At 50.6% G+C, this 17,006-nt stretch carries 30 protein-coding genes; all 30 read left to right on the plus strand.

All coding sequences use genetic code 11. From position 1 onward, the window contains the following. Positions 1-380 precede the first annotated feature (380 nt). The 30 genes from rpsL (at position 381) to rpsK (ending at position 16,693) form a co-directional block, all read left to right on the plus strand. The gene (gene rpsL / locus C5O23_RS01590) at positions 381-764 is read left to right on the plus strand and encodes a 30S ribosomal protein S12 (protein WP_016562585.1); all 384 of its coding nucleotides are present in this window, start codon (positions 381-383) and stop codon (positions 762-764) included. A gap of 180 nt (positions 765-944) precedes the next feature. Continuing rightward, positions 945-1,421 carry a 30S ribosomal protein S7 gene (gene rpsG, locus C5O23_RS01595; RefSeq protein WP_107031207.1) on the plus strand — a complete coding sequence of 159 codons (477 nt, stop codon included), beginning with the start codon at positions 945-947 and terminating at the stop codon, positions 1,419-1,421. 41 nt (positions 1,422-1,462) lie between these two features. Then, positions 1,463-3,589: an elongation factor G gene (gene fusA / locus C5O23_RS01600; protein WP_107031208.1), complete on the plus strand. Its 2,127-nt coding sequence runs from the start codon at positions 1,463-1,465 to the stop codon at positions 3,587-3,589. A gap of 26 nt (positions 3,590-3,615) precedes the next feature. After that, positions 3,616-3,921, plus strand: coding sequence for a 30S ribosomal protein S10 (rpsJ, locus tag C5O23_RS01605; protein ID WP_107031209.1), 306 nt, complete (start codon positions 3,616-3,618; stop codon positions 3,919-3,921). Between the two features lie 82 nt (positions 3,922-4,003). Continuing rightward, positions 4,004-4,621, plus strand: coding sequence for a 50S ribosomal protein L3 (rplC, locus tag C5O23_RS01610; protein ID WP_107031210.1), 618 nt, complete (start codon positions 4,004-4,006; stop codon positions 4,619-4,621). Next, positions 4,621-5,241, plus strand: a complete 621-nt coding sequence (gene rplD / locus C5O23_RS01615; RefSeq protein ID WP_107031211.1) for a 50S ribosomal protein L4 — start codon at positions 4,621-4,623, stop codon at positions 5,239-5,241. Before rplC ends, rplD begins: the two co-directional genes overlap by 1 nt. 25 nt (positions 5,242-5,266) lie before the next feature. Next, positions 5,267-5,557 carry a 50S ribosomal protein L23 gene (gene rplW / locus C5O23_RS01620; RefSeq protein ID WP_107031212.1) on the plus strand — a complete coding sequence of 97 codons (291 nt, stop codon included), beginning with the start codon at positions 5,267-5,269 and terminating at the stop codon, positions 5,555-5,557. A 5-nt stretch (positions 5,558-5,562) separates the two neighbouring features. Then, entirely contained in the window at positions 5,563-6,390 is an 828-nt protein-coding gene (rplB, locus tag C5O23_RS01625) for a 50S ribosomal protein L2 (protein ID WP_107031213.1), read from the plus strand. A gap of 27 nt (positions 6,391-6,417) precedes the next feature. After that, a complete protein-coding gene (gene rpsS, locus C5O23_RS01630) occupies positions 6,418-6,687 on the plus strand; it encodes a 30S ribosomal protein S19 (protein ID WP_107031214.1) in 270 nt (89 codons plus the stop codon). Positions 6,688-6,741: 54 nt separating this feature from the next. Next, a complete protein-coding gene (gene rplV, locus C5O23_RS01635) occupies positions 6,742-7,152 on the plus strand; it encodes a 50S ribosomal protein L22 (protein WP_107031215.1) in 411 nt (136 codons plus the stop codon). A 3-nt stretch (positions 7,153-7,155) separates the two neighbouring features. Next, positions 7,156-7,890 (plus strand): 30S ribosomal protein S3, encoded by a 735-nt coding sequence (rpsC, locus tag C5O23_RS01640; protein ID WP_107031216.1) that lies wholly within the window; start codon positions 7,156-7,158, stop codon positions 7,888-7,890. Positions 7,891-7,914: 24 nt separating this feature from the next. Further along, the gene (gene rplP, locus C5O23_RS01645) at positions 7,915-8,346 is read left to right on the plus strand and encodes a 50S ribosomal protein L16 (protein WP_107031217.1); all 432 of its coding nucleotides are present in this window, start codon (positions 7,915-7,917) and stop codon (positions 8,344-8,346) included. A 6-nt stretch (positions 8,347-8,352) separates the two neighbouring features. Next, positions 8,353-8,550, plus strand: coding sequence for a 50S ribosomal protein L29 (rpmC, locus tag C5O23_RS01650; protein WP_107031218.1), 198 nt, complete (start codon positions 8,353-8,355; stop codon positions 8,548-8,550). Positions 8,551-8,567: 17 nt separating this feature from the next. Next, entirely contained in the window at positions 8,568-8,825 is a 258-nt protein-coding gene (gene rpsQ / locus C5O23_RS01655; RefSeq protein WP_107031219.1) for a 30S ribosomal protein S17, read from the plus strand. Between the two features lie 3 nt (positions 8,826-8,828). Beyond that, complete coding sequence (gene rplN, locus C5O23_RS01660) at positions 8,829-9,197, plus strand: 50S ribosomal protein L14 (RefSeq protein WP_107031220.1); 369 nt, start codon at positions 8,829-8,831, stop codon at positions 9,195-9,197. Between the two features lie 31 nt (positions 9,198-9,228). After that, positions 9,229-9,549 carry a 50S ribosomal protein L24 gene (gene rplX / locus C5O23_RS01665; protein WP_107031221.1) on the plus strand — a complete coding sequence of 107 codons (321 nt, stop codon included), beginning with the start codon at positions 9,229-9,231 and terminating at the stop codon, positions 9,547-9,549. Next, complete coding sequence (rplE, locus tag C5O23_RS01670; protein ID WP_107031222.1) at positions 9,549-10,100, plus strand: 50S ribosomal protein L5; 552 nt, start codon at positions 9,549-9,551, stop codon at positions 10,098-10,100. The genes rplX and rplE overlap by 1 nt, the downstream gene beginning before the upstream one ends. Positions 10,101-10,109: 9 nt before the next feature. After that, positions 10,110-10,379: a 30S ribosomal protein S14 gene (gene rpsN, locus C5O23_RS01675; RefSeq protein ID WP_107031223.1), complete on the plus strand. Its 270-nt coding sequence runs from the start codon at positions 10,110-10,112 to the stop codon at positions 10,377-10,379. A gap of 241 nt (positions 10,380-10,620) precedes the next feature. After that, positions 10,621-11,019: a 30S ribosomal protein S8 gene (gene rpsH, locus C5O23_RS01680; RefSeq protein ID WP_107031224.1), complete on the plus strand. Its 399-nt coding sequence runs from the start codon at positions 10,621-10,623 to the stop codon at positions 11,017-11,019. Positions 11,020-11,040: 21 nt separating this feature from the next. Continuing rightward, positions 11,041-11,598, plus strand: coding sequence for a 50S ribosomal protein L6 (gene rplF, locus C5O23_RS01685; protein WP_107031225.1), 558 nt, complete (start codon positions 11,041-11,043; stop codon positions 11,596-11,598). A 16-nt stretch (positions 11,599-11,614) separates the two neighbouring features. After that, on the plus strand, positions 11,615-11,956 hold the full coding sequence (gene rplR, locus C5O23_RS01690) for a 50S ribosomal protein L18 (RefSeq protein ID WP_107031226.1): 342 nt from the start codon (positions 11,615-11,617) through the stop codon (positions 11,954-11,956). Positions 11,957-11,961: 5 nt separating this feature from the next. Beyond that, on the plus strand, positions 11,962-12,480 hold the full coding sequence (rpsE, locus tag C5O23_RS01695) for a 30S ribosomal protein S5 (protein WP_107031227.1): 519 nt from the start codon (positions 11,962-11,964) through the stop codon (positions 12,478-12,480). Positions 12,481-12,495: 15 nt separating this feature from the next. Beyond that, positions 12,496-12,675: a 50S ribosomal protein L30 gene (gene rpmD / locus C5O23_RS01700; RefSeq protein WP_107031228.1), complete on the plus strand. Its 180-nt coding sequence runs from the start codon at positions 12,496-12,498 to the stop codon at positions 12,673-12,675. Positions 12,676-12,699: 24 nt separating this feature from the next. Continuing rightward, on the plus strand, positions 12,700-13,146 hold the full coding sequence (rplO, locus tag C5O23_RS01705; RefSeq protein ID WP_107031229.1) for a 50S ribosomal protein L15: 447 nt from the start codon (positions 12,700-12,702) through the stop codon (positions 13,144-13,146). Positions 13,147-13,163: 17 nt separating this feature from the next. Further along, positions 13,164-14,513 carry a preprotein translocase subunit SecY gene (secY, locus tag C5O23_RS01710; RefSeq protein ID WP_107031230.1) on the plus strand — a complete coding sequence of 450 codons (1,350 nt, stop codon included), beginning with the start codon at positions 13,164-13,166 and terminating at the stop codon, positions 14,511-14,513. Between the two features lie 37 nt (positions 14,514-14,550). Next, positions 14,551-15,333, plus strand: a complete 783-nt coding sequence (gene map, locus C5O23_RS01715; RefSeq protein WP_107031231.1) for a type I methionyl aminopeptidase — start codon at positions 14,551-14,553, stop codon at positions 15,331-15,333. 38 nt (positions 15,334-15,371) lie between these two features. After that, positions 15,372-15,590, plus strand: coding sequence for a translation initiation factor IF-1 (gene infA / locus C5O23_RS01720; RefSeq protein WP_107031232.1), 219 nt, complete (start codon positions 15,372-15,374; stop codon positions 15,588-15,590). A gap of 41 nt (positions 15,591-15,631) precedes the next feature. Next, a complete protein-coding gene (rpmJ, locus tag C5O23_RS01725) occupies positions 15,632-15,748 on the plus strand; it encodes a 50S ribosomal protein L36 (RefSeq protein ID WP_016562612.1) in 117 nt (38 codons plus the stop codon). Positions 15,749-15,913: 165 nt separating this feature from the next. After that, complete coding sequence (gene rpsM / locus C5O23_RS01730; RefSeq protein ID WP_107031233.1) at positions 15,914-16,294, plus strand: 30S ribosomal protein S13; 381 nt, start codon at positions 15,914-15,916, stop codon at positions 16,292-16,294. 9 nt (positions 16,295-16,303) lie between these two features. Next, positions 16,304-16,693: a 30S ribosomal protein S11 gene (gene rpsK / locus C5O23_RS01735; RefSeq protein WP_107031234.1), complete on the plus strand. Its 390-nt coding sequence runs from the start codon at positions 16,304-16,306 to the stop codon at positions 16,691-16,693. Positions 16,694-17,006: the final 313 nt, after the last annotated feature.

Genomic DNA, 17,006 nt, shown 5'->3' on the forward strand with positions numbered 1-17,006 from the left:
GTGTTTTTATTTAAGGTGCAAAATTAATGGTTATGTAGGAAAAACACAATAAAGAAGCGAAAAAATAAAATAAGGGTTGTGGTTGCATTTAGGGTGCGATTGTGGGTGTCGGCTTGCCGCATGGCATCCGGCCGTGAGGATGCTGCGGATTTTTTGCACGGTTCAGATGAAAAATTAGCGCAAATCCGGTGATGCGAAAATTATTTTGGAAATGTTTGGTAGTTAGGAAAATAAGTTGTAATTTTGCATCGCTTTTAAGAACGGCTTGTCGTCACGGCTGCGTTAACTACTTGGTAATTAGCGGGGTTGATGGTGGGAAGCGCGTAATAAACAGTCAAATATACTACTATTCATTATTAAATAAATCAAAAGAAAGCAAGATGCCTACTATTCAGCAATTAGTAAGAAAAGGTCGCGTGGCTCTTGAAGATAAGAGCAAGTCACCCGCACTTGATTCATGCCCCCAGCGTCGTGGCGTGTGTGTGCGTGTGTACACCACCACTCCCAAAAAGCCTAACTCGGCTATGCGTAAGGTGGCTCGTGTGCGCCTGACCAACGGTAAGGAAGTCAACAGCTACATCCCCGGTGAAGGCCACAATCTTCAGGAACACTCAATCGTGCTTGTACGCGGTGGTCGTGTGAAAGACCTTCCCGGTGTGCGTTATCACATCGTTCGCGGCACGCTCGATACCAGCGGCGTTAAGGACCGTACTCAGCGTCGCAGCAAGTATGGTGCCAAGCGTCCCAAGGCTGCGAAGAAGTAATTAAGCGCAAGCCCTTTTCTGAAGACAAAAATTAAATTAAAAACAGAGTCGTTAAACCCTCGTTTTTGATTTGACTGGAAGGCTAAATCACAGGTTGAGTAAATGGCGCCCGGAGGGGCGGCCGTTGAAGATTAAAGATGCAGCAACCAAGCAACCAAAAACAAAACATTTCCTCAAAAAATGAGAAAAGCAAAACCTAAGAAGCGGGTGATTCTTCCCGATCCCGTGTTTAATGATGTGAGAGTGTCGAAATTCGTCAACCACCTGATGTATGACGGAAAGAAGAATACTTCTTATACTATTTTCTACTCCGCTCTCGATCTCGTGAAGAACAAACTTCCCAATGAAGAGAAAACCGCTCTTGAGATTTGGAAAAAAGCTCTTGAAAATGTGACTCCTCAGGTAGAGGTTAAGTCACGTCGTGTCGGTGGTGCGACATTCCAGGTTCCTACTGAAATCCGTCCCGACCGCAAGGAATCTATCTCGATGAAAAACCTGATCCTCTACGCCCGCAAGCGCGGTGGCAAGACAATGGCTGAGAAGCTCGCTGCCGAAATCGTAGACGCATTCAACGACCAGGGCGGTGCTTACAAGCGCAAGGAAGATATGCACAAGATGGCCGAGGCTAACCGCGCATTCGCTCACTTCCGTTTCTAAGCCTATATTAATTTCATTCATTTAGATTCACACAAATCAAAATGGCTAAATCAGACGCACATTTAAAATATACGCGTAATATCGGTATCATGGCTCACATCGATGCCGGTAAGACCACTACTTCCGAGCGTATTCTTTTCTACACCGGTCTTACTCACAAGATCGGCGAAGTTCACGATGGCGCTGCCACTATGGACTGGATGGAACAGGAACAGGAACGTGGTATCACAATTACTTCTGCCGCTACCACCACTTTCTGGAAGTATGCCGGCGATCAGTTCAAGATCAACCTTATTGACACTCCGGGACACGTTGACTTCACTGTGGAAGTTGAACGCTCGCTCCGTGTGCTTGACGGTGCGGTAGCTACTTTCTGCGCCGTAGGTGGTGTTGAACCCCAGTCTGAAACCGTATGGCGCCAGGCTGACAAATACAATGTGCCCCGTATCGGTTATGTGAACAAGATGGACCGTTCGGGCGCGAACTTCTTTGAAGTTGTCCGCCAGCTTAAGGATGTTCTCGGAGCAAATCCCTGTCCCATTCAGATACCTATCGGAGCTGAAGAAACTTTCAAGGGTGTGGTTGACCTCATCCAGATGAAGGCTATCTTCTGGCACGATGAATCAATGGGTGCTGACTATACTTTAGAGGAAATCCCCGCCGGTCTCGCTGAAGAGGCTGAAGAATGGCGTGACAAGATGCTCGAAAAGATCGCCGAATTCGATGACGCTCTTATGGAGAAGTACTTCGACGATCCTTCTACCATCACTGAGGAAGAAATCCGTCGCGCTCTCCGCAACGCAACCCTCAAGATGGAAGTCGTTCCCATGATCTGCGGTTCTTCATTCAAGAACAAAGGTGTACAGTGTCTCCTTGACTCTGTCTGCGCATATCTCCCCAGCCCCGTTGACTCAGGTGCCGTTGAAGGAACAAATCCTGAAGATCCCGACAAGGTTGAGACCCGCGAGCCTTCATCAGACGCACCCATGTGTGCTCTCGCATTCAAGATTGCCACTGACCCCTATGTAGGCCGTCTGACCTTCTTCCGTGTCTACTCAGGTGATGTTGTAGCCGGTAGCTACGTCCTCAACAGCCGTTCAGGTAAAAAGGAACGTGTCAGCCGTCTGTTCCAGATGCACTCCAACAAGCAGAATGCAAAAGAATCTATCGACTGCGGCGATATCGGCGCTGGCGTAGGTTTCAAAGATATCCGCACCGGTGACACCCTTTGCGACGAAAATCATCCTATCGTACTTGAAGCAATGGAATTCCCCGATCCCGTTATCGGTATCGCAGTTGAACCCAAAACTCAGAAAGACCTTGACAAACTCGGTGTCGGCCTGCAGAAGCTTGCAGAAGAAGACCCCACCTTCCGCGTTGAGACAAACGAAGAAACCGGACAGACAGTCATCTCAGGTATGGGTGAGCTTCACCTCGATATCATCATCGACCGTCTCCGTCGCGAATTCAAGGTTGAATGTAACCAGGGCCGTCCGCAGGTTACTTACAAGGAAGCTATCACCAAGCCTGTAGAGCTTCGCGAGGTGTTCAAGAAGCAGACCGGTGGCCGCGGTAAGTTCGCCGATATCATCGTTCGTGTAGAACCAGTTGACGAAGGCTTCGAAGGAAACCTCCAGTTTGTCGATGAAGTCAAGGGCGGTAACATTCCCAAGGAATTCATCCCCTCTATCCAGAAAGGTTTCACCGCAGCTATGAAGAACGGTGTGCTCGCCGGCTTCCCCGTAGATCAGCTCAAGGTTACAGTCATCGACGGTTCTTTCCACCCGGTTGACTCTGACCAGCTTTCATTCGAGCTTTGTGCCATCCAGGCATTCAAGAAAGCATCTGAAAAAGCCGGTCCCGTGCTTCTCGAACCGATCTTCAAAGTAGAGGTAGTAACTCCTGAAGAAAGCATGGGTGATGTTATTGGTGACCTAAACAAGCGTCGCGGTCAGGTTGAAGGTATGGAGACCAGCCGTTCTGGCGCACGCATCGTGAAGGCCAAGGCTCCTCTTGCCGAAATGTTCGGTTATGTGACAGCCCTCCGTACAATCACTTCAGGCCGTGCAACATCGACCATGACATTCAGCCACTATGCAGAGGTAAGCAACTCGATCGCAAAGAACGTGCTCACCGAATGCCAGGGCCGTGTTGACCTCATCAAGTAAGACAAACACTTTCATTCAACAAAGATATGGACCAAACAATCAGAATCAAACTTAAATCCTACGACTACAACTTGGTTGACAAGTCGGCTGAGAAGATTGTGAAGACCGTAAAAGCAACAGGTGCTGTGATCAGCGGACCTATTCCCCTGCCCACCCACCGTCGCGTTTTCACCGTCAACCGTTCGACCTTCGTCAACAAGAAATCGCGCGAGCAGTTCCAGCTCTCGTCCTACAAGCGTCTGATCGACATCCACAACTCTACCGGCAAGACCGTAGACGCGCTGATGAAACTCGAACTCCCCTCAGGCGTAGAAGTAGAAATCAAAGTCTGATCATTAAACACTCAGGCATCAAAGGATTCAAGTAATCACAAACAACTCCCACAATCAGTTCACATTTTTAAATCAAAGAGAAATGCCAGGATTATTAGGAAAGAAAATCGGAATGACATCCGTTTTCAGTGCCGACGGCAAGAATGTGCCGTGCACTGTTATCGAAGTAGGCCCCTGCGTAGTTACTCAGATTAAAACGGCTGAAAAAGACGGTTACGAGGCCGTGCAGCTTGGTTTCACTGAAAAGAAAGACAAGCACACCACTGCCCCTATGGCCGGTCACTTCAAAAAAGCCGGAGTAGCTCCCCAGCGCCACTTGGCCGAGTTCAAAGGATTTGACGGCGAGTACAAACTCGGTGATACCATCACAGTCGATCTCTTCAACGAGAATGACTTCGTTGACATTCAGGGTACCTCGAAGGGTAAAGGCTTCCAGGGTGTGGTAAAACGTCACGGTTTCGGTGGCGTAGGCCAGAGCACTCATGGTCAGCACAACCGCCTTCGCGCTCCCGGTTCGGTCGGCGCCTGCTCTTACCCCGCTAAAGTATTCAAAGGAATGCGTATGGCAGGCCAGATGGGCAACGAGAAAGTGACAATTCAAAACCTCCAGGTGCTCAAAGTGATCGCAGACCACAATCTGCTCCTCATCAAGGGCTCAATCCCCGGAAGTAAAGGTTCAATCGTTTTAATTGAGAAATAATGGAAGTCGCAATTTACAATATCAAAGGTGAAGACACCGGTCGCAAAGCACAGCTCAGCGACGAAGTTTTTGCAGTAGATGCAAACGAGCACGCCGTTTATCTCGATGTGAAGCAGTATCTCGCCAACCAGCGTCAGGGTACTCACAAGTCCAAAGAACGTAGTGAAGTTTCAGGTTCTACCCGCAAGCTCCACAAGCAGAAAGGCGGCGGCGGCAGCCGTATCGGTGACATCAACTCTCCGGTACTTGTCGGTGGCGGACGCGTTTTCGGTCCCCGTCCCCGTGACTACCGCTTCAAGTTGAATAAGAAAGTGAAAGCGCTCGCCCGCAAAAGTGCGTTGACCTATAAAGTGCAGGATTCACAGCTCATCGTCGTTGAAGACTTCAACTTCGAAGCTCCGAAAACTAAAGATTTTGTAAATTTTACTAAAAATCTTAAAGTTGAAGGCAAAAAGGTGCTCCTCGTTTTACCGGGTCAGAATAAAAACGTAACTTTGTCTGTCCGAAATGTGCCCGATGCCAAAACCATCGACGCTTCGGCGCTTAACACTTACGCGCTCATGAACTCTAACGCTGTCATCCTCACGGAGAGCAGTCTTGATTTCATTAACAAACTTTAACCTCATATACGAGAAAACATAGACAATGGAAATTTCAATCAAACCCATCGTAACAGAGAAGGCAAACAATCTCATCGAGAAGCTGAACCGTTACACCTTCGCCGTTTCTCCTGAGGCTAACAAGTATCAGATCAAGTCGCTCGTCGAGAATCTCTACGGCGTGAAAGTAGTCCGCGTAAACACCATCAATGTCCGCAGCAAGAACAAGTCTCGCTGGACCAAGAGCGGTCTGCTCCGTGGCAAGACCACCGCTTGGAAAAAAGCACTTGTAACCCTTGCCGAAGGACAGAATATTGACTTCTATAGCAATATCTAAATAAAATGGCAGTAAGAAAATTCAAGCCCACAACACCGGGGCAGAGACACAAAGTTATCGGTGTATTCAAAGGTACCATCACTGCTACTACACCGGAAAAATCTCTTACAGTCGGTAAAAAAGCCTCCGGCGGCCGTAACGCCGAAGGCCATCTCACCACCCGCTACCTTGGTGGTGGCCACAAGCGCAAATACCGCATCATTGACTTTAAGAGAACCAAAGACGGTGTTCCCGCTGTAGTAAAGAGCATCGAGTACGATCCTAACCGTTCGGCCCGCATCGCCCTCCTTTACTACAAAGACGGTGCTAAAGCCTATATCATTGCACCCAACGGCTTAAAAGTTGGTGATGTGCTTCTTTCAGGCGCTGATGCCCAGCCTGAGGTAGGTAACTGCCTCCCGCTGGCCAACATCCCTGTAGGTACGCTCATTCACAACATTGAGTTGCGTCCTGGCCAGGGCGCTTTCATGGCCCGCTCGGCAGGCACATTCGCCCAGCTGATCTCGCGTGAAGGCACCTACGCCATCGTTAAATTACCTTCGGGTGAAACCCGCAAGATCCTCGCCGCATGCCGCGCCACTGTTGGCGTTGTCGGCAACTCCGAGCACTCACTCGAACGCTCCGGCAAAGCCGGCCGTTCACGCTGGCTCGGCCGTCGTCCCCGCAACCGCGGCGTAGTAATGAACCCTGTCGATCACCCGATGGGTGGTGGTGAAGGCCGCGCTTCAGGTGGTCATCCCCGTTCTCGCAAGGGCCTCTACGCTAAGGGTCTCAAGACTCGTGCCCCGAAGAAACATTCTTCGAAGTACATTATTGAAAGAAGAAAAAAGTAATCTGATTTAACATTAGCAACACTTATCATGAGTCGTTCATTAAAAAAAGGCCCCTTTATCAGCGTGAAGCTCGAAAAGAAGGTCGCTGCAATGGAAGAGAGCGGTAAGAAATCGGTTATCAAGACTTGGAGCCGTGCATCAATGATCGCCCCCGAATTTGTAGGACACACTTTCGCAGTTCACAACGGTAACAAATTTATCCCTGTCTACGTTACTGAAAACATGGTAGGCCACAAGCTTGGCGAGTTCGCTCCCACACGTACCTTCCGTGGTCACTCCGGTAACCGCAAGAAATAAATTGGGCCCTGATATAACTAATTCATTTGTAAAAAAGAAAAGAATTACAATAAAATGGGTGTAAGAAAAAGAAATTCAGCCGACCTCAGGAAAGCCGAACAGAAAACGGTAGCTTTCGCAAAGCTCACCAACATCCCCACCTCGCCCCGCAAAATGCGCCTTGTCGCTGACATGGTGCGCGGCGTAGAGGTTAACCGTGCGCTCGGCATCCTTAAGTTCTCTAATAAGGAAGCGGCTGCCCGCCTCGAAAAGCTCCTCCGTTCGGCTATCGCAAACTGGGAAGCTAAAAACGAACGTAAAGCCGACGCCGGCGAGCTTTACATCAGCACTATCTTTGTAAACTGTGCTCCTATGCTCAAGCGTCTGCGCACCGCTCCCCAAGGCCGCGGCTATCGTATCCGCAAACGCGCAAACCACGTCACATTGATTGTTGACACAATTGATAACAAAAACGCTAAAGCTTAACAAATGGGACAGAAAGTAAATCCAATCAGCAATCGCTTGGGAGTTATCCGTGGATGGGACTCTAACTGGTATGGCGGTAAGAAATACGGCGATACTCTGCTTGAGGACTCAAAACTCCGCAAGTATCTCAATGTCCGCCTTGCAAAGTCAAGCGTTTCGCGCATCGTCATCGAGCGCACCATGAAGCTCATCACCATCACTGTCTGCACTTCACGCCCCGGTCTGATCATCGGCAAGGGCGGCTCTGAAGTCGACAAGCTGAAAGAAGAGCTCAAGAAGATCACCGACAAGGATGTTCAGATCAACATCTATGAAGTAAAACGCCCCGAACTCGACGCTCAGATCGTAGCATCGACCATCGCCCGCCAGATCGAAGGCAAGATCGCCTATCGCCGTGCAGTCAAGATGGCAGTAGCCTCTACAATGCGCGCCGGTGCCGAAGGCATCAAGGTTCAGATCTCAGGCCGTCTCAACGGCGCAGAAATGGCCCGTTCTGAAATGTTCAAGGAAGGCCGTACTCCGCTCCACACACTCCGTGCCGACATCGACTACGCACTGGTCGAAGCCCACACAAAGGTAGGTGTGATCGGTGTGAAGGTTTGGATCTGCCGTGGCGAAGTTTACGGCAAGCGTGACCTGGCTCCCCAGTACACTTCAAACCAGAAGGAATCTCGCGGTGCAGCTTCAAATGGCGCTCCCCGTCGCGGCGGTTTCCGCAAACCCAAAAACAACCGTTAAACCCACAATTGATTCAACAAAACAATGTTACAACCCAAGAAAACCAAATTTCGCCGCGCGCAAAAAGGCCGCATGAAAGGCATTGCGCAGCGTGGCAACCAGTTGGCCTTCGGTTCGTTCGGCATAAAGACCCTGGAGTCTAAGTGGATCACCGGTCGCCAGATTGAAGCCGCCCGTATTGCAGTAACCCGTTACATGCAGCGTCAGGGACAGATCTGGATCCGCATCTTCCCGGATAAACCCATCACCAAGAAACCCGCCGAGGTCCGAATGGGTAAAGGTAAAGGTGCTCCCGAAGGATTCGTAGCCCCCGTAACCCCCGGCCGCATAATCATAGAGGTTGAAGGCGTATCTTACGACATCGCCAAGGAAGCCCTCCGCCTCGCAGCTCAGAAACTCCCCGTGACCACAAAATTCGTTGTGCGCCGCGACTATGACCCAACCCAAAATGTGTAACCCGTCATGAAGAAAGAATCATTCACTGAAGTGAGCACTCAGGATCTCCGCGACCGCCTGGCTGTGATGGAGAAGGACTATGCCCAGCTCAAGATCAACCACGCCATCTCGCCCCTTGACAGCCCCGCTAAGATTACACATGCTCGCAAGGCTATCGCCCGCGTCAAGACCGAGTTGCGTCAGCGCGAACTTAACAACAAATAAACTCCCCCTTAAATAAAATGGAAAAGAGAAATTTAAGAAAAGAACGTATCGGGGTTGTTTCGAGCAACAAGGGTGACAAGACCATCACTGTAATGGTGAAATGGAAAGAGAAGCACCCCATTTATGGCAAATTTGTCAACAAAACAAAGAAATATCACGCCCACGACGAGAAGAATGAATGTTCCATCGGCGACACCGTACGCCTCATGGAGACTCGTCCCCTCAGCAAGACCAAACGCTGGCGCCTCGTGGAAATCATCGAAAAAGTGAAGTAAACTATGATACAGACTGAAAGCCGTTTAACCGTAGCCGACAACAGTGGCGCAAAAGAAGCGCTCTGCATCCATGTACTGGGTGGCACCGGCCGTCGTTATGCCTCTGTAGGTGACATCATTGTCGTTTCCGTCAAGAGCGTCATCCCTTCATCAGACGTTAAGAAAGGCACAGTGTCGAAGGCAGTGGTTGTCCGCACCAAGAAGGAAATCCGCCGTCCCGACGGTTCATATATCCGTTTTGATGACAACGCCTGTGTGCTCCTCAACAACGCCGGCGAACTCCGCGGAACCCGTATCTTCGGCCCCGTAGCCCGCGAACTCCGCGCTGCCAACCAGATGAAAATCGTCTCACTCGCACCCGAAGTCCTCTAATCATTCTTAACCGTCAAAAACATTAAACGTAATGAGCAAATCACATATCAAAAAAGGCGACATCGTCTATGTTCTTGCCGGCGAAGACCGTGGCAAGGAGGGTCGTGTGCTCAAGGTGCTCGTGCAGAAGCAGAAAGCCCTCGTTGAAGGCATCAACATGGTGACCAAGGCCACCAAGCCCAACGCACAGCATCCCCAGGGAGGTCTCATCAAGATGGAAGCTCCCGTCCACATCTCCAATCTTTCTCTCATCGACCCCAAATCTGGCAAGCCGACCCGCATCAGCTGCCGTCGCAACGAGAAAGGTGAATTAGTACGAATCTCTAAAAAATCAGGAGAGGAAATTAAGTAATGAGCACCCAGACAGTTAAAAAAGACTACCAGGAACGCATCGTTCCCGCCCTGACCGAGAAATTCAGTTACACCACTCCGATGCAGGTGCCCAAGCTGAAGAAAATTGTAATCAATCAGGGCCTTGGCGCAGCTACTCAGGACAAGAAAGTTATCGAGACAGCAATCAACGAGCTCACAGCCATCACCGGCCAGAAAGCAGTTGCCACTCTCTCCCGCAAGGACATCTCTAACTTCAAACTCCGTAAGAAGATGCCCATCGGCGTGATGGTTACTCTCCGTCGTGAGAAAATGTATGAATTCCTCGAACGCCTCATCCGCGTGGCCCTCCCCCGTATCCGCGACTTCAAGGGTATCGAGAGCAAGCTCGACGGCCGTGGCAACTACACCCTCGGTATCACTGAGCAGATCATCTTCCCCGAAATCAACATCGACTCGATCAGCAAGCTCATGGGTATGAACATTACCTTCGTTACTTCAGCCAACACTGACGAAGAAGGTTATGCTCTTCTCAAGGAATTCGGTCTCCCTTTCAAAAACGCTAAAAACTAAGCATTCGCTATGGCAAAAGAATCAATGAAGGCTCGCGAAGTAAAACGCGCAAAGCTCGTCGCAAAATATGCCAAGAAGAAAGCCGAACTCAAGGCCGCAGGTGACTACGAAGCTCTCCAGCTTCTTCCCAAGAACGCCTCTACAGTCCGTCTTCACAACCGTTGCTCGATCACCGGTCGTCCCAAAGGCTACATGCGTCAGTTTGGCATTTCGCGTATCCAGTTCCGCGAGATGGCTTCAGCCGGCCTCATCCCCGGTGTGAAGAAAGCTTCCTGGTAAAAAATCCCCCTTACCAGTCCAGATCCCATCAAGAGAGTCGACGGCCAGAGAGTCGTTACCTCTAAGCGGTCAGGCCCATCGTCAAAGCCGAAAAAGTTACTCCAGACCCTCTCCGGCATCCGACAGGCACCCGCGGTCGTCCTCTTCTTTCCCTCTCTCTCACCTCAACCAAACTCCGACCAATCACAGTGAGTATTAAATATTGTTGGGAAAATCCCAATCAATTTAAACATTTTTCAAAATGACTGATCCTATAGCAGATTATCTGACAAGATTGAGAAATGCAATCAAGGCCAACCATCGCGTGGTCGAGATTCCTGCCTCAAACTTGAAGAAAGAGATCACAAAGATTCTCTTCGAACAAGGCTACATCCTCAACTACAAGTTCGAGGAAGGCGAAAATCCCGCGGGCACAATCAAGATTGCCCTCAAGTACGATCCCGTTGACAAGGTCAACGCAATCAAGAGCCTTGAGCGCGTTTCGCGTCCCGGTCTCCGCCGTTATACCGGCTACAAAGATATGCCTCGTGTGTTGAACGGACTCGGCATCGCCATCCTCTCAACCTCGAAGGGTGTGATGACTAACAAGAAGGCCCGCGACCTCAAGATCGGTGGCGAGGTCCTTTGCTACGTTTACTAATCAATAAGGAGGATACAAATTATGTCACGTATAGGTAAAGCTCCCATTGAAATCCCCGCCGGTGTCCAGGTAACAGTCGGCCAGGATAACACAGTAACCGTAAAAGGTCCCAAAGGCACCCTTTCACAGAAAGTAAATTCCGACCTCCAGGTAGCAGTCGAAGACGGACACGTTGTTGTCACCCGTCCTTCTGACGATCGCGAACACCGCGCACAGCACGGTCTCTACCGCGCACTCATCCACAACATGGTTGTCGGCGTTTCCACAGGCTATCGCAAGGAAATGGAATTAGTAGGTGTGGGTTACCGCGCCGCCGCAACCGGCCAGGTGCTTGAGCTCTCGCTCGGCTACTCACACGCCATATATATCAAGCTTCCCCCCGAAGTGAAAGTAGAGGCCAAGAGCGAGCGTAACAAAAACCCGCTCATCATCCTCGAAAGCGATGACAAGCAGCTTCTCGGTCAGGTTTGCGCCAAAATCCGCTCTCTCCGCAAGCCCGAACCCTACAAGGGCAAAGGTATCAAGTTTGTGGGCGAAATTATCCGTCGCAAGTCGGGTAAGTCGGCAAGTGCTAAATAATTAAATTGATTCAAAAATGGTTTCTAAGATACAACGCAGAACTAAAATCAAGGCCCGCATCCGCGGGAAGATTTCCGGCACCGCCGCTCGTCCCCGCATGTCGGTTTTCCGCAGCAACAAGCAGATCTATGTCCAGCTCATCGACGACCTCGCAGGCACAACTCTTTGCGCCTCATCTTCAAAGGGCATCGAAGAGGGCACCAAGTGTGAAATCGCAGCCAAGGTTGGCGAGGCTATCGCTCAGAAAGCTCTTGCAGCCGGTATCACCGAAGTGGTTTTCGACCGCAACGGCTACCTTTTCCATGGCAGAGTTAAATCATTGGCTGACGCCGCACGCAAAGGCGGCCTTAAATTCTAAAGAATATGGCTACTAAGAACAATAAAGTTAAATCCACCAACGATCTCGAACTCAAGGATCGTCTCGTCGCCATCAACCGCGTCACCAAGGTTACCAAAGGTGGCCGCACATTCACTTTCGCAGCCATCGTTGTTGTCGGAAATGAAAACGGCATCGTAGGCTGGGGCCTCGGAAAAGCCAATGAAGTTCAGGCCGCAATCGCAAAAGGCGTTGAAGCTGCCAAAAAGAACCTCATCAAGGTTCCTGTTCATCGCGGAACAATCCCCCACGAACAGATCGCCAAATTCGGCGGTTCACGCGTAATCCTCAAACCCGCAAGCCACGGTACCGGTGTAAAAGCCGGTGGTGCGATGCGTGCCGTTCTTGAGAGCGTAGGCGTGACTGACGTCCTTGCAAAATCAAAGGGTTCTTCCAACCCTCACAACCTCGTAAAGGCAACCATCGCCGCCCTCGGCGAAATGCGCTCACCCGCTCAGGTTGCACAGAACCGCGGTATCTCTATCGACAAAGTGTTTAACGGCTAATCATCCATATATCAGATGGCAAAAATTAAAATCACCCAGATTAAGAGCCGCATCAACGCTCCCGCAGTGCAGAAGCGCACTCTCGACGCCCTCGGCTTGAAAAAAATGCATCACTCAGTAGTCCTTGAGGACACCCCCTCAGTGATGGGTATGGTTAAAGCAGTACGCCACTTGGTAGAAGTGACCAACGCCTAATTTCTAAAAATCATTAACACAACTATGGATTTAAGCAATTTAAAACCAGCTGTAGGCTCCGTCCAGAAGAAAACCCGTATCGGCCGTGGCGCCGGTTCCGGCAAGGGTGGAACATCTACCCGTGGTCACAAGGGTGCCAAATCACGTTCAGGCTACAGCCGCAAAATAGGTTTTGAAGGTGGTCAGATGCCTCTTCAGCGCCGTCTCCCCAAATTCGGTTTCAAACCCCTCAACCGCACCGAATACAAAGCTGTCAATCTTGTTGATCTCGAACGTCTCGCCGAGACTGCCGGAATCGAAAAGATCGGCGTAGCCGAACTCGTTGCAGCAGGCCTCATCAACGGCAAGCAGCCAGTCAAGATCCTCGCGACAGGCAAGCTTACCAGGAAACTCGCTGTTGAGGCCAACGCATTCTCCGCAGCCGCAGAGAAAGCAATCGTTGAAGCCGGAGGCTCAGTAACCAAAATTTAATCCCCCTTCTCCTCGAAATGAGATTTATTGAAACAATTCGTAACATCTGGACCATTGAGGAACTGAGAAAGCGTATTCTTGTCACCCTCCTGCTGGTGCTCGTCTATCGTCTCGGCTGCTACGTAGTCCTTCCCGGCATTTCGCCGGAGGATCTCGACGCCCTGTCGAAGTTCACCAACAAGAGCGGCCTCATGCAACTCCTTGACATGTTCTCAGGAGGCGCCTTCTCTCAGGCCTCGATCTTCGCTCTCGGCATCATGCCCTACATCACTGCATCAATCGTGATACAGCTGCTCGGCATGGTACTCCCTTCCTTCCAGAAGCTCCAGAGCGAAGGCGAGAGCGGCCGCCAGAAGCTCAGCCAGTACACCCGTTATCTGACTGTGCTTATCCTGCTGCTCCAGGGTCCTGCATATCTTGTAAATCTCCAGGTTCAGGTGAGCGCCGCCACAGGCGGTGCCACCATGGGCTTCTGGACATTGGCATTCCTTACAGTAATCCTTGCAGCCGGCTCCATGTTCATCATGTGGCTCGGTGAGCGCATTACAGACCGCGGCATCGGCAATGGTATCTCCTTCATCATCCTTGTAGGTATCATTGCACGTCTTCCGGGAGCGCTCTTCTACGAATTCACAAGCCGTCTTCCGGGAGCCACCGGCAGTCAGGGCGGTCTCATCATGTTCGTAGTTGAAATTCTCCTGCTCTTCGCAGTCACCGTAGGTGCAGTCCTTCTCGTGCAGGGAACACGCAAGGTGCCCGTACAGTACGCCAAGCGTATTGTCGGCAATCGCCAATACGGAGGTGCCCGCCAGTACATCCCCCTGAAAGTAAACGCCGCCGGCGTGATGCCCATCATCTTCGCCCAGGCAATCATGTTCATCCCCATCACTCTCGCCGGATTCGGCAGCTCAGAGAGCTCATCGGGATTCTACGCCGCTTTCTCGGACATCAACGGATTCTGGTACAATCTTGTCTACTTCATCCTCATCGTGGCATTCACCTACTTCTACACCGCCATCACAGTGCGTCCCACCCAGATGGCAGAGGACATGAAGCGCAACAACGGCTTCATCCCCGGTGTGAAGCCTGGAAAGAAAACCGCAGAATATCTCGACTCGATCATGTCGCGCATCACTCTTCCCGGTTCACTCTTCCTCGGCATCGTGGCCATCCTCCCTGCATTCGCACGCTTCTTCGGCATCAGCCAGAACTTCGCGCAATTCTTCGGAGGCACATCACTGCTCATCCTTGTCGGTGTCGTTCTTGATACCCTCCAGCAGATCGAAAGCCACCTGATGATGCACCACTATGACGGACTCATGAAGGACGGCAAGATCAAAGGCCGCACCACCGGTTCAGCCTATTAATACCCGTCTCGATTACCGCTGATTCATTCTTCAATAAATGATCTATCTTAAGACACCCGAAGAAATCGAAAAAATGCGACAGGCATCCACGCTTGTGAGCCGCACACTTGGCGAAGTCGCCAAGTGGGTGGCTCCGGGCGTGACTACCCGTCACCTTGACAACATTGCCCGCGAATTCATGCGCGACAATGGAGGCAAGCCCGCATGTCTCGGTTACGGAGGGTTTCCCGGCACACTCTGCATCGAAGTCAACGAGACAGTAGTCCACGGATTCCCCTCCGGCTACGAACTCCGCGACGGAGATATAATCGGCATCGACACCGTGGTCGAACTCGACGGATACCACGGAGACATGTGCTACACTTTCCCCGTAGGAGAGATCGCCCCCGAAGTGCTCGCACTCTGCAAAGTCACCAAGGAATCTCTCTACAAAGGAATCTCGGCAGCCCAGGAAGGAAAACGCATCGGCGACATCGCCAACACAGTCCAGACCTACTGCGAGCGTCACGGCTACAGTGTAGTGCGCGAAATGTGCGGACACGGCATCGGGCGCAAAATGCATGAAGACCCTGAAGTCCCCAACTACGGACGCCGTGGTTGCGGACCCGTACTGAAAAAGGGTATGTGCATCTGCATCGAACCCATGATCAACCTTGGCAGCCGCAACATCGTCATCGAAAAAGACGGCTGGCAGTGCCGCACAAAAGACCGCAAACCATCCGCCCACTATGAACACACCATAGTCATAGACCCGGAAGGCCCGCAGATCCTCACCACATTCGACTACATCGAAGAAGCTCTCGGAGACAGATTCATTTAACAAACAACCCAACCGATATTTCATCATCGAAATAAAATATGGCAAAACAAGCAGCAATCGAACTTGACGGAACCATCGTTGAAGCCTTGTCAAACGCAATGTTCCGCGTCGAACTTGAAAACGGGCACGAAATCACAGCCCACATTTCAGGCAAGATGCGCATGCACTACATCAAGATCCTCCCCGGCGATAAAGTGAAAGTGGAAATGTCGCCCTACGACCTCTCTAAAGGCCGCATCGCATTCCGCTACAAATAAAACATCCAGAAATAATCATCTTCAATACAACAGATAAACCAATGAAAGTAAGAGCTTCAGTCAAAAAGCGCACTCCAGACAGCAAAATCGTGCGCCGCAAAGGACGTCTTTACGTCATCAACAAGAAAAACCCCAAATACAAGCAGCGCCAAGGTTAATCGGTCCGGATCACAAAGATAGACTGAAAGTCATTATAGAAACCCATTAGTTAATATTTCTCAATGATTTCTAATAAGTGTTTCGAAATGACTGAAAGCCTATTTTAAGATCGCTGAAAAAGTATTACCTTTGCAAAAATTTTAGTCAAGTAATCAAGTAATTATATGGCAGTAAGAATTGTGGGAGTTGACCTCCCCCAGAACAAAAGAGGTGAAATCGCCCTGACCTATATTTTTGGTATCGGCCGTAGCGCAGCCAAGTCAATCCTTGACAAGGCAGGCGTTGACGTGAATATCAAGGTCAAGGACTGGACCGACGATCAGGCAGCCAAAGTTCGTGAAGTAATCGGCGCCGACTACAAGGTTGAAGGTGACCTCCGCAGCGAAATTCAGCTCAACATCAAACGTCTTATGGACATCGGATGCTATCGTGGCATCCGTCATCGTAACGGTCTCCCCGTGCGTGGTCAGAGCACCAAAAACAACGCCCGTACACGCAAGGGTCGCAAGAAAACTGTTGCAAACAAGAAAAAAGCTACTAAATAATAAACGAAAATGGCAAAAAAGACAGTCGCAGCAAAGAAAAGAAACGTCAAGGTTGACGCCGCCGGTCAGCTTCACGTTCACTCGTCTTTCAACAACATCATTGTGTGCTTAGCCAACTCTGAAGGTCAGGTAATTTCCTGGTCATCCGCTGGCAAGATGGGTTTCCGTGGCTCAAAGAAGAACACTCCCTACGCAGCCCAGATGGCCGCTCAGGATTGCGCCAAAGTAGCCTATGACCTCGGTCTCCGCAAAGTGAAGGCCTATGTCAAAGGTCCCGGCAACGGCCGTGAATCAGCAATCCGCACCGTGCATGGCGCAGGTATCGAAGTTACTGAAATCGTTGACGTAACTCCGCTGCCCCACAACGGATGCCGTCCTCCCAAGCGTCGTCGCGTATAATATCCGCCCAGACCTCGCTCGACCGGAGTCCGGTGGCCGGCTCAGCTCTCACTTTCAGAATCAAAACATCAAATGAGCCGCCGCAAACCGGAAACCCGGCAACAAGGTAAATTTTGATTATTCAATTTTTTCCAACTCCTTTTCAGATCCAAAGACGATCTGCGGGCTTCTGCCTCCACGAACCGGACGGAGAAGACCGGATGGCTGAGTGAAAGCCATGATGACTCTTCAGTGAAATAGACCACATCTTTTATTCACCTCTCTGTGGTCGCGGCTGTCACCCCGGAATTCATCAGTTTTCATCATCAGCCGC

The organism is Duncaniella muris (assembly GCF_003024805.1).
Classification (GTDB): Bacteria; Bacteroidota; Bacteroidia; order Bacteroidales; family Muribaculaceae; genus Duncaniella; species Duncaniella muris.

Excerpts from the sequence above, each read along its gene's own strand:
- rplF (WP_107031225.1), top strand. The coding sequence starts at position 11,041 with ATGTCACGTATAGGTAAAGCTCCCATTGAAATCCCCGCCGGTGTCCAG.
- rpsH (WP_107031224.1), top strand. The coding sequence starts at position 10,621 with ATGACTGATCCTATAGCAGATTATCTGACAAGATTGAGAAATGCAATC.
- rpmD (WP_107031228.1), top strand. The coding sequence starts at position 12,496 with ATGGCAAAAATTAAAATCACCCAGATTAAGAGCCGCATCAACGCTCCC.
- rpsK (WP_107031234.1), top strand. The coding sequence starts at position 16,304 with ATGGCAAAAAAGACAGTCGCAGCAAAGAAAAGAAACGTCAAGGTTGAC.
- rplO (WP_107031229.1), top strand. The coding sequence starts at position 12,700 with ATGGATTTAAGCAATTTAAAACCAGCTGTAGGCTCCGTCCAGAAGAAA.
- rpsM (WP_107031233.1), top strand. The coding sequence starts at position 15,914 with ATGGCAGTAAGAATTGTGGGAGTTGACCTCCCCCAGAACAAAAGAGGT.
- rpsL (WP_016562585.1), top strand. The coding sequence starts at position 381 with ATGCCTACTATTCAGCAATTAGTAAGAAAAGGTCGCGTGGCTCTTGAA.
- rplB (WP_107031213.1), top strand. The coding sequence starts at position 5,563 with ATGGCAGTAAGAAAATTCAAGCCCACAACACCGGGGCAGAGACACAAA.
- rpsG (WP_107031207.1), top strand. The coding sequence starts at position 945 with ATGAGAAAAGCAAAACCTAAGAAGCGGGTGATTCTTCCCGATCCCGTG.
- rpsJ (WP_107031209.1), top strand. The coding sequence starts at position 3,616 with ATGGACCAAACAATCAGAATCAAACTTAAATCCTACGACTACAACTTG.
- rplN (WP_107031220.1), top strand. The coding sequence starts at position 8,829 with ATGATACAGACTGAAAGCCGTTTAACCGTAGCCGACAACAGTGGCGCA.
- rplC (WP_107031210.1), top strand. The coding sequence starts at position 4,004 with ATGCCAGGATTATTAGGAAAGAAAATCGGAATGACATCCGTTTTCAGT.
- map (WP_107031231.1), top strand. The coding sequence starts at position 14,551 with ATGATCTATCTTAAGACACCCGAAGAAATCGAAAAAATGCGACAGGCA.
- rpsE (WP_107031227.1), top strand. The coding sequence starts at position 11,962 with ATGGCTACTAAGAACAATAAAGTTAAATCCACCAACGATCTCGAACTC.
- rpsS (WP_107031214.1), top strand. The coding sequence starts at position 6,418 with ATGAGTCGTTCATTAAAAAAAGGCCCCTTTATCAGCGTGAAGCTCGAA.
- rplR (WP_107031226.1), top strand. The coding sequence starts at position 11,615 with ATGGTTTCTAAGATACAACGCAGAACTAAAATCAAGGCCCGCATCCGC.
- secY (WP_107031230.1), top strand. The coding sequence starts at position 13,164 with ATGAGATTTATTGAAACAATTCGTAACATCTGGACCATTGAGGAACTG.
- rplD (WP_107031211.1), top strand. The coding sequence starts at position 4,621 with ATGGAAGTCGCAATTTACAATATCAAAGGTGAAGACACCGGTCGCAAA.
- rpmJ (WP_016562612.1), top strand. The coding sequence starts at position 15,632 with ATGAAAGTAAGAGCTTCAGTCAAAAAGCGCACTCCAGACAGCAAAATC.
- rpmC (WP_107031218.1), top strand. The coding sequence starts at position 8,353 with ATGAAGAAAGAATCATTCACTGAAGTGAGCACTCAGGATCTCCGCGAC.
- rpsN (WP_107031223.1), top strand. The coding sequence starts at position 10,110 with ATGGCAAAAGAATCAATGAAGGCTCGCGAAGTAAAACGCGCAAAGCTC.
- rplV (WP_107031215.1), top strand. The coding sequence starts at position 6,742 with ATGGGTGTAAGAAAAAGAAATTCAGCCGACCTCAGGAAAGCCGAACAG.
- rpsC (WP_107031216.1), top strand. The coding sequence starts at position 7,156 with ATGGGACAGAAAGTAAATCCAATCAGCAATCGCTTGGGAGTTATCCGT.
- rplP (WP_107031217.1), top strand. The coding sequence starts at position 7,915 with ATGTTACAACCCAAGAAAACCAAATTTCGCCGCGCGCAAAAAGGCCGC.
- fusA (WP_107031208.1), top strand. The coding sequence starts at position 1,463 with ATGGCTAAATCAGACGCACATTTAAAATATACGCGTAATATCGGTATC.
- rplE (WP_107031222.1), top strand. The coding sequence starts at position 9,549 with ATGAGCACCCAGACAGTTAAAAAAGACTACCAGGAACGCATCGTTCCC.
- rpsQ (WP_107031219.1), top strand. The coding sequence starts at position 8,568 with ATGGAAAAGAGAAATTTAAGAAAAGAACGTATCGGGGTTGTTTCGAGC.
- rplX (WP_107031221.1), top strand. The coding sequence starts at position 9,229 with ATGAGCAAATCACATATCAAAAAAGGCGACATCGTCTATGTTCTTGCC.
- infA (WP_107031232.1), top strand. The coding sequence starts at position 15,372 with ATGGCAAAACAAGCAGCAATCGAACTTGACGGAACCATCGTTGAAGCC.
- rplW (WP_107031212.1), top strand. The coding sequence starts at position 5,267 with ATGGAAATTTCAATCAAACCCATCGTAACAGAGAAGGCAAACAATCTC.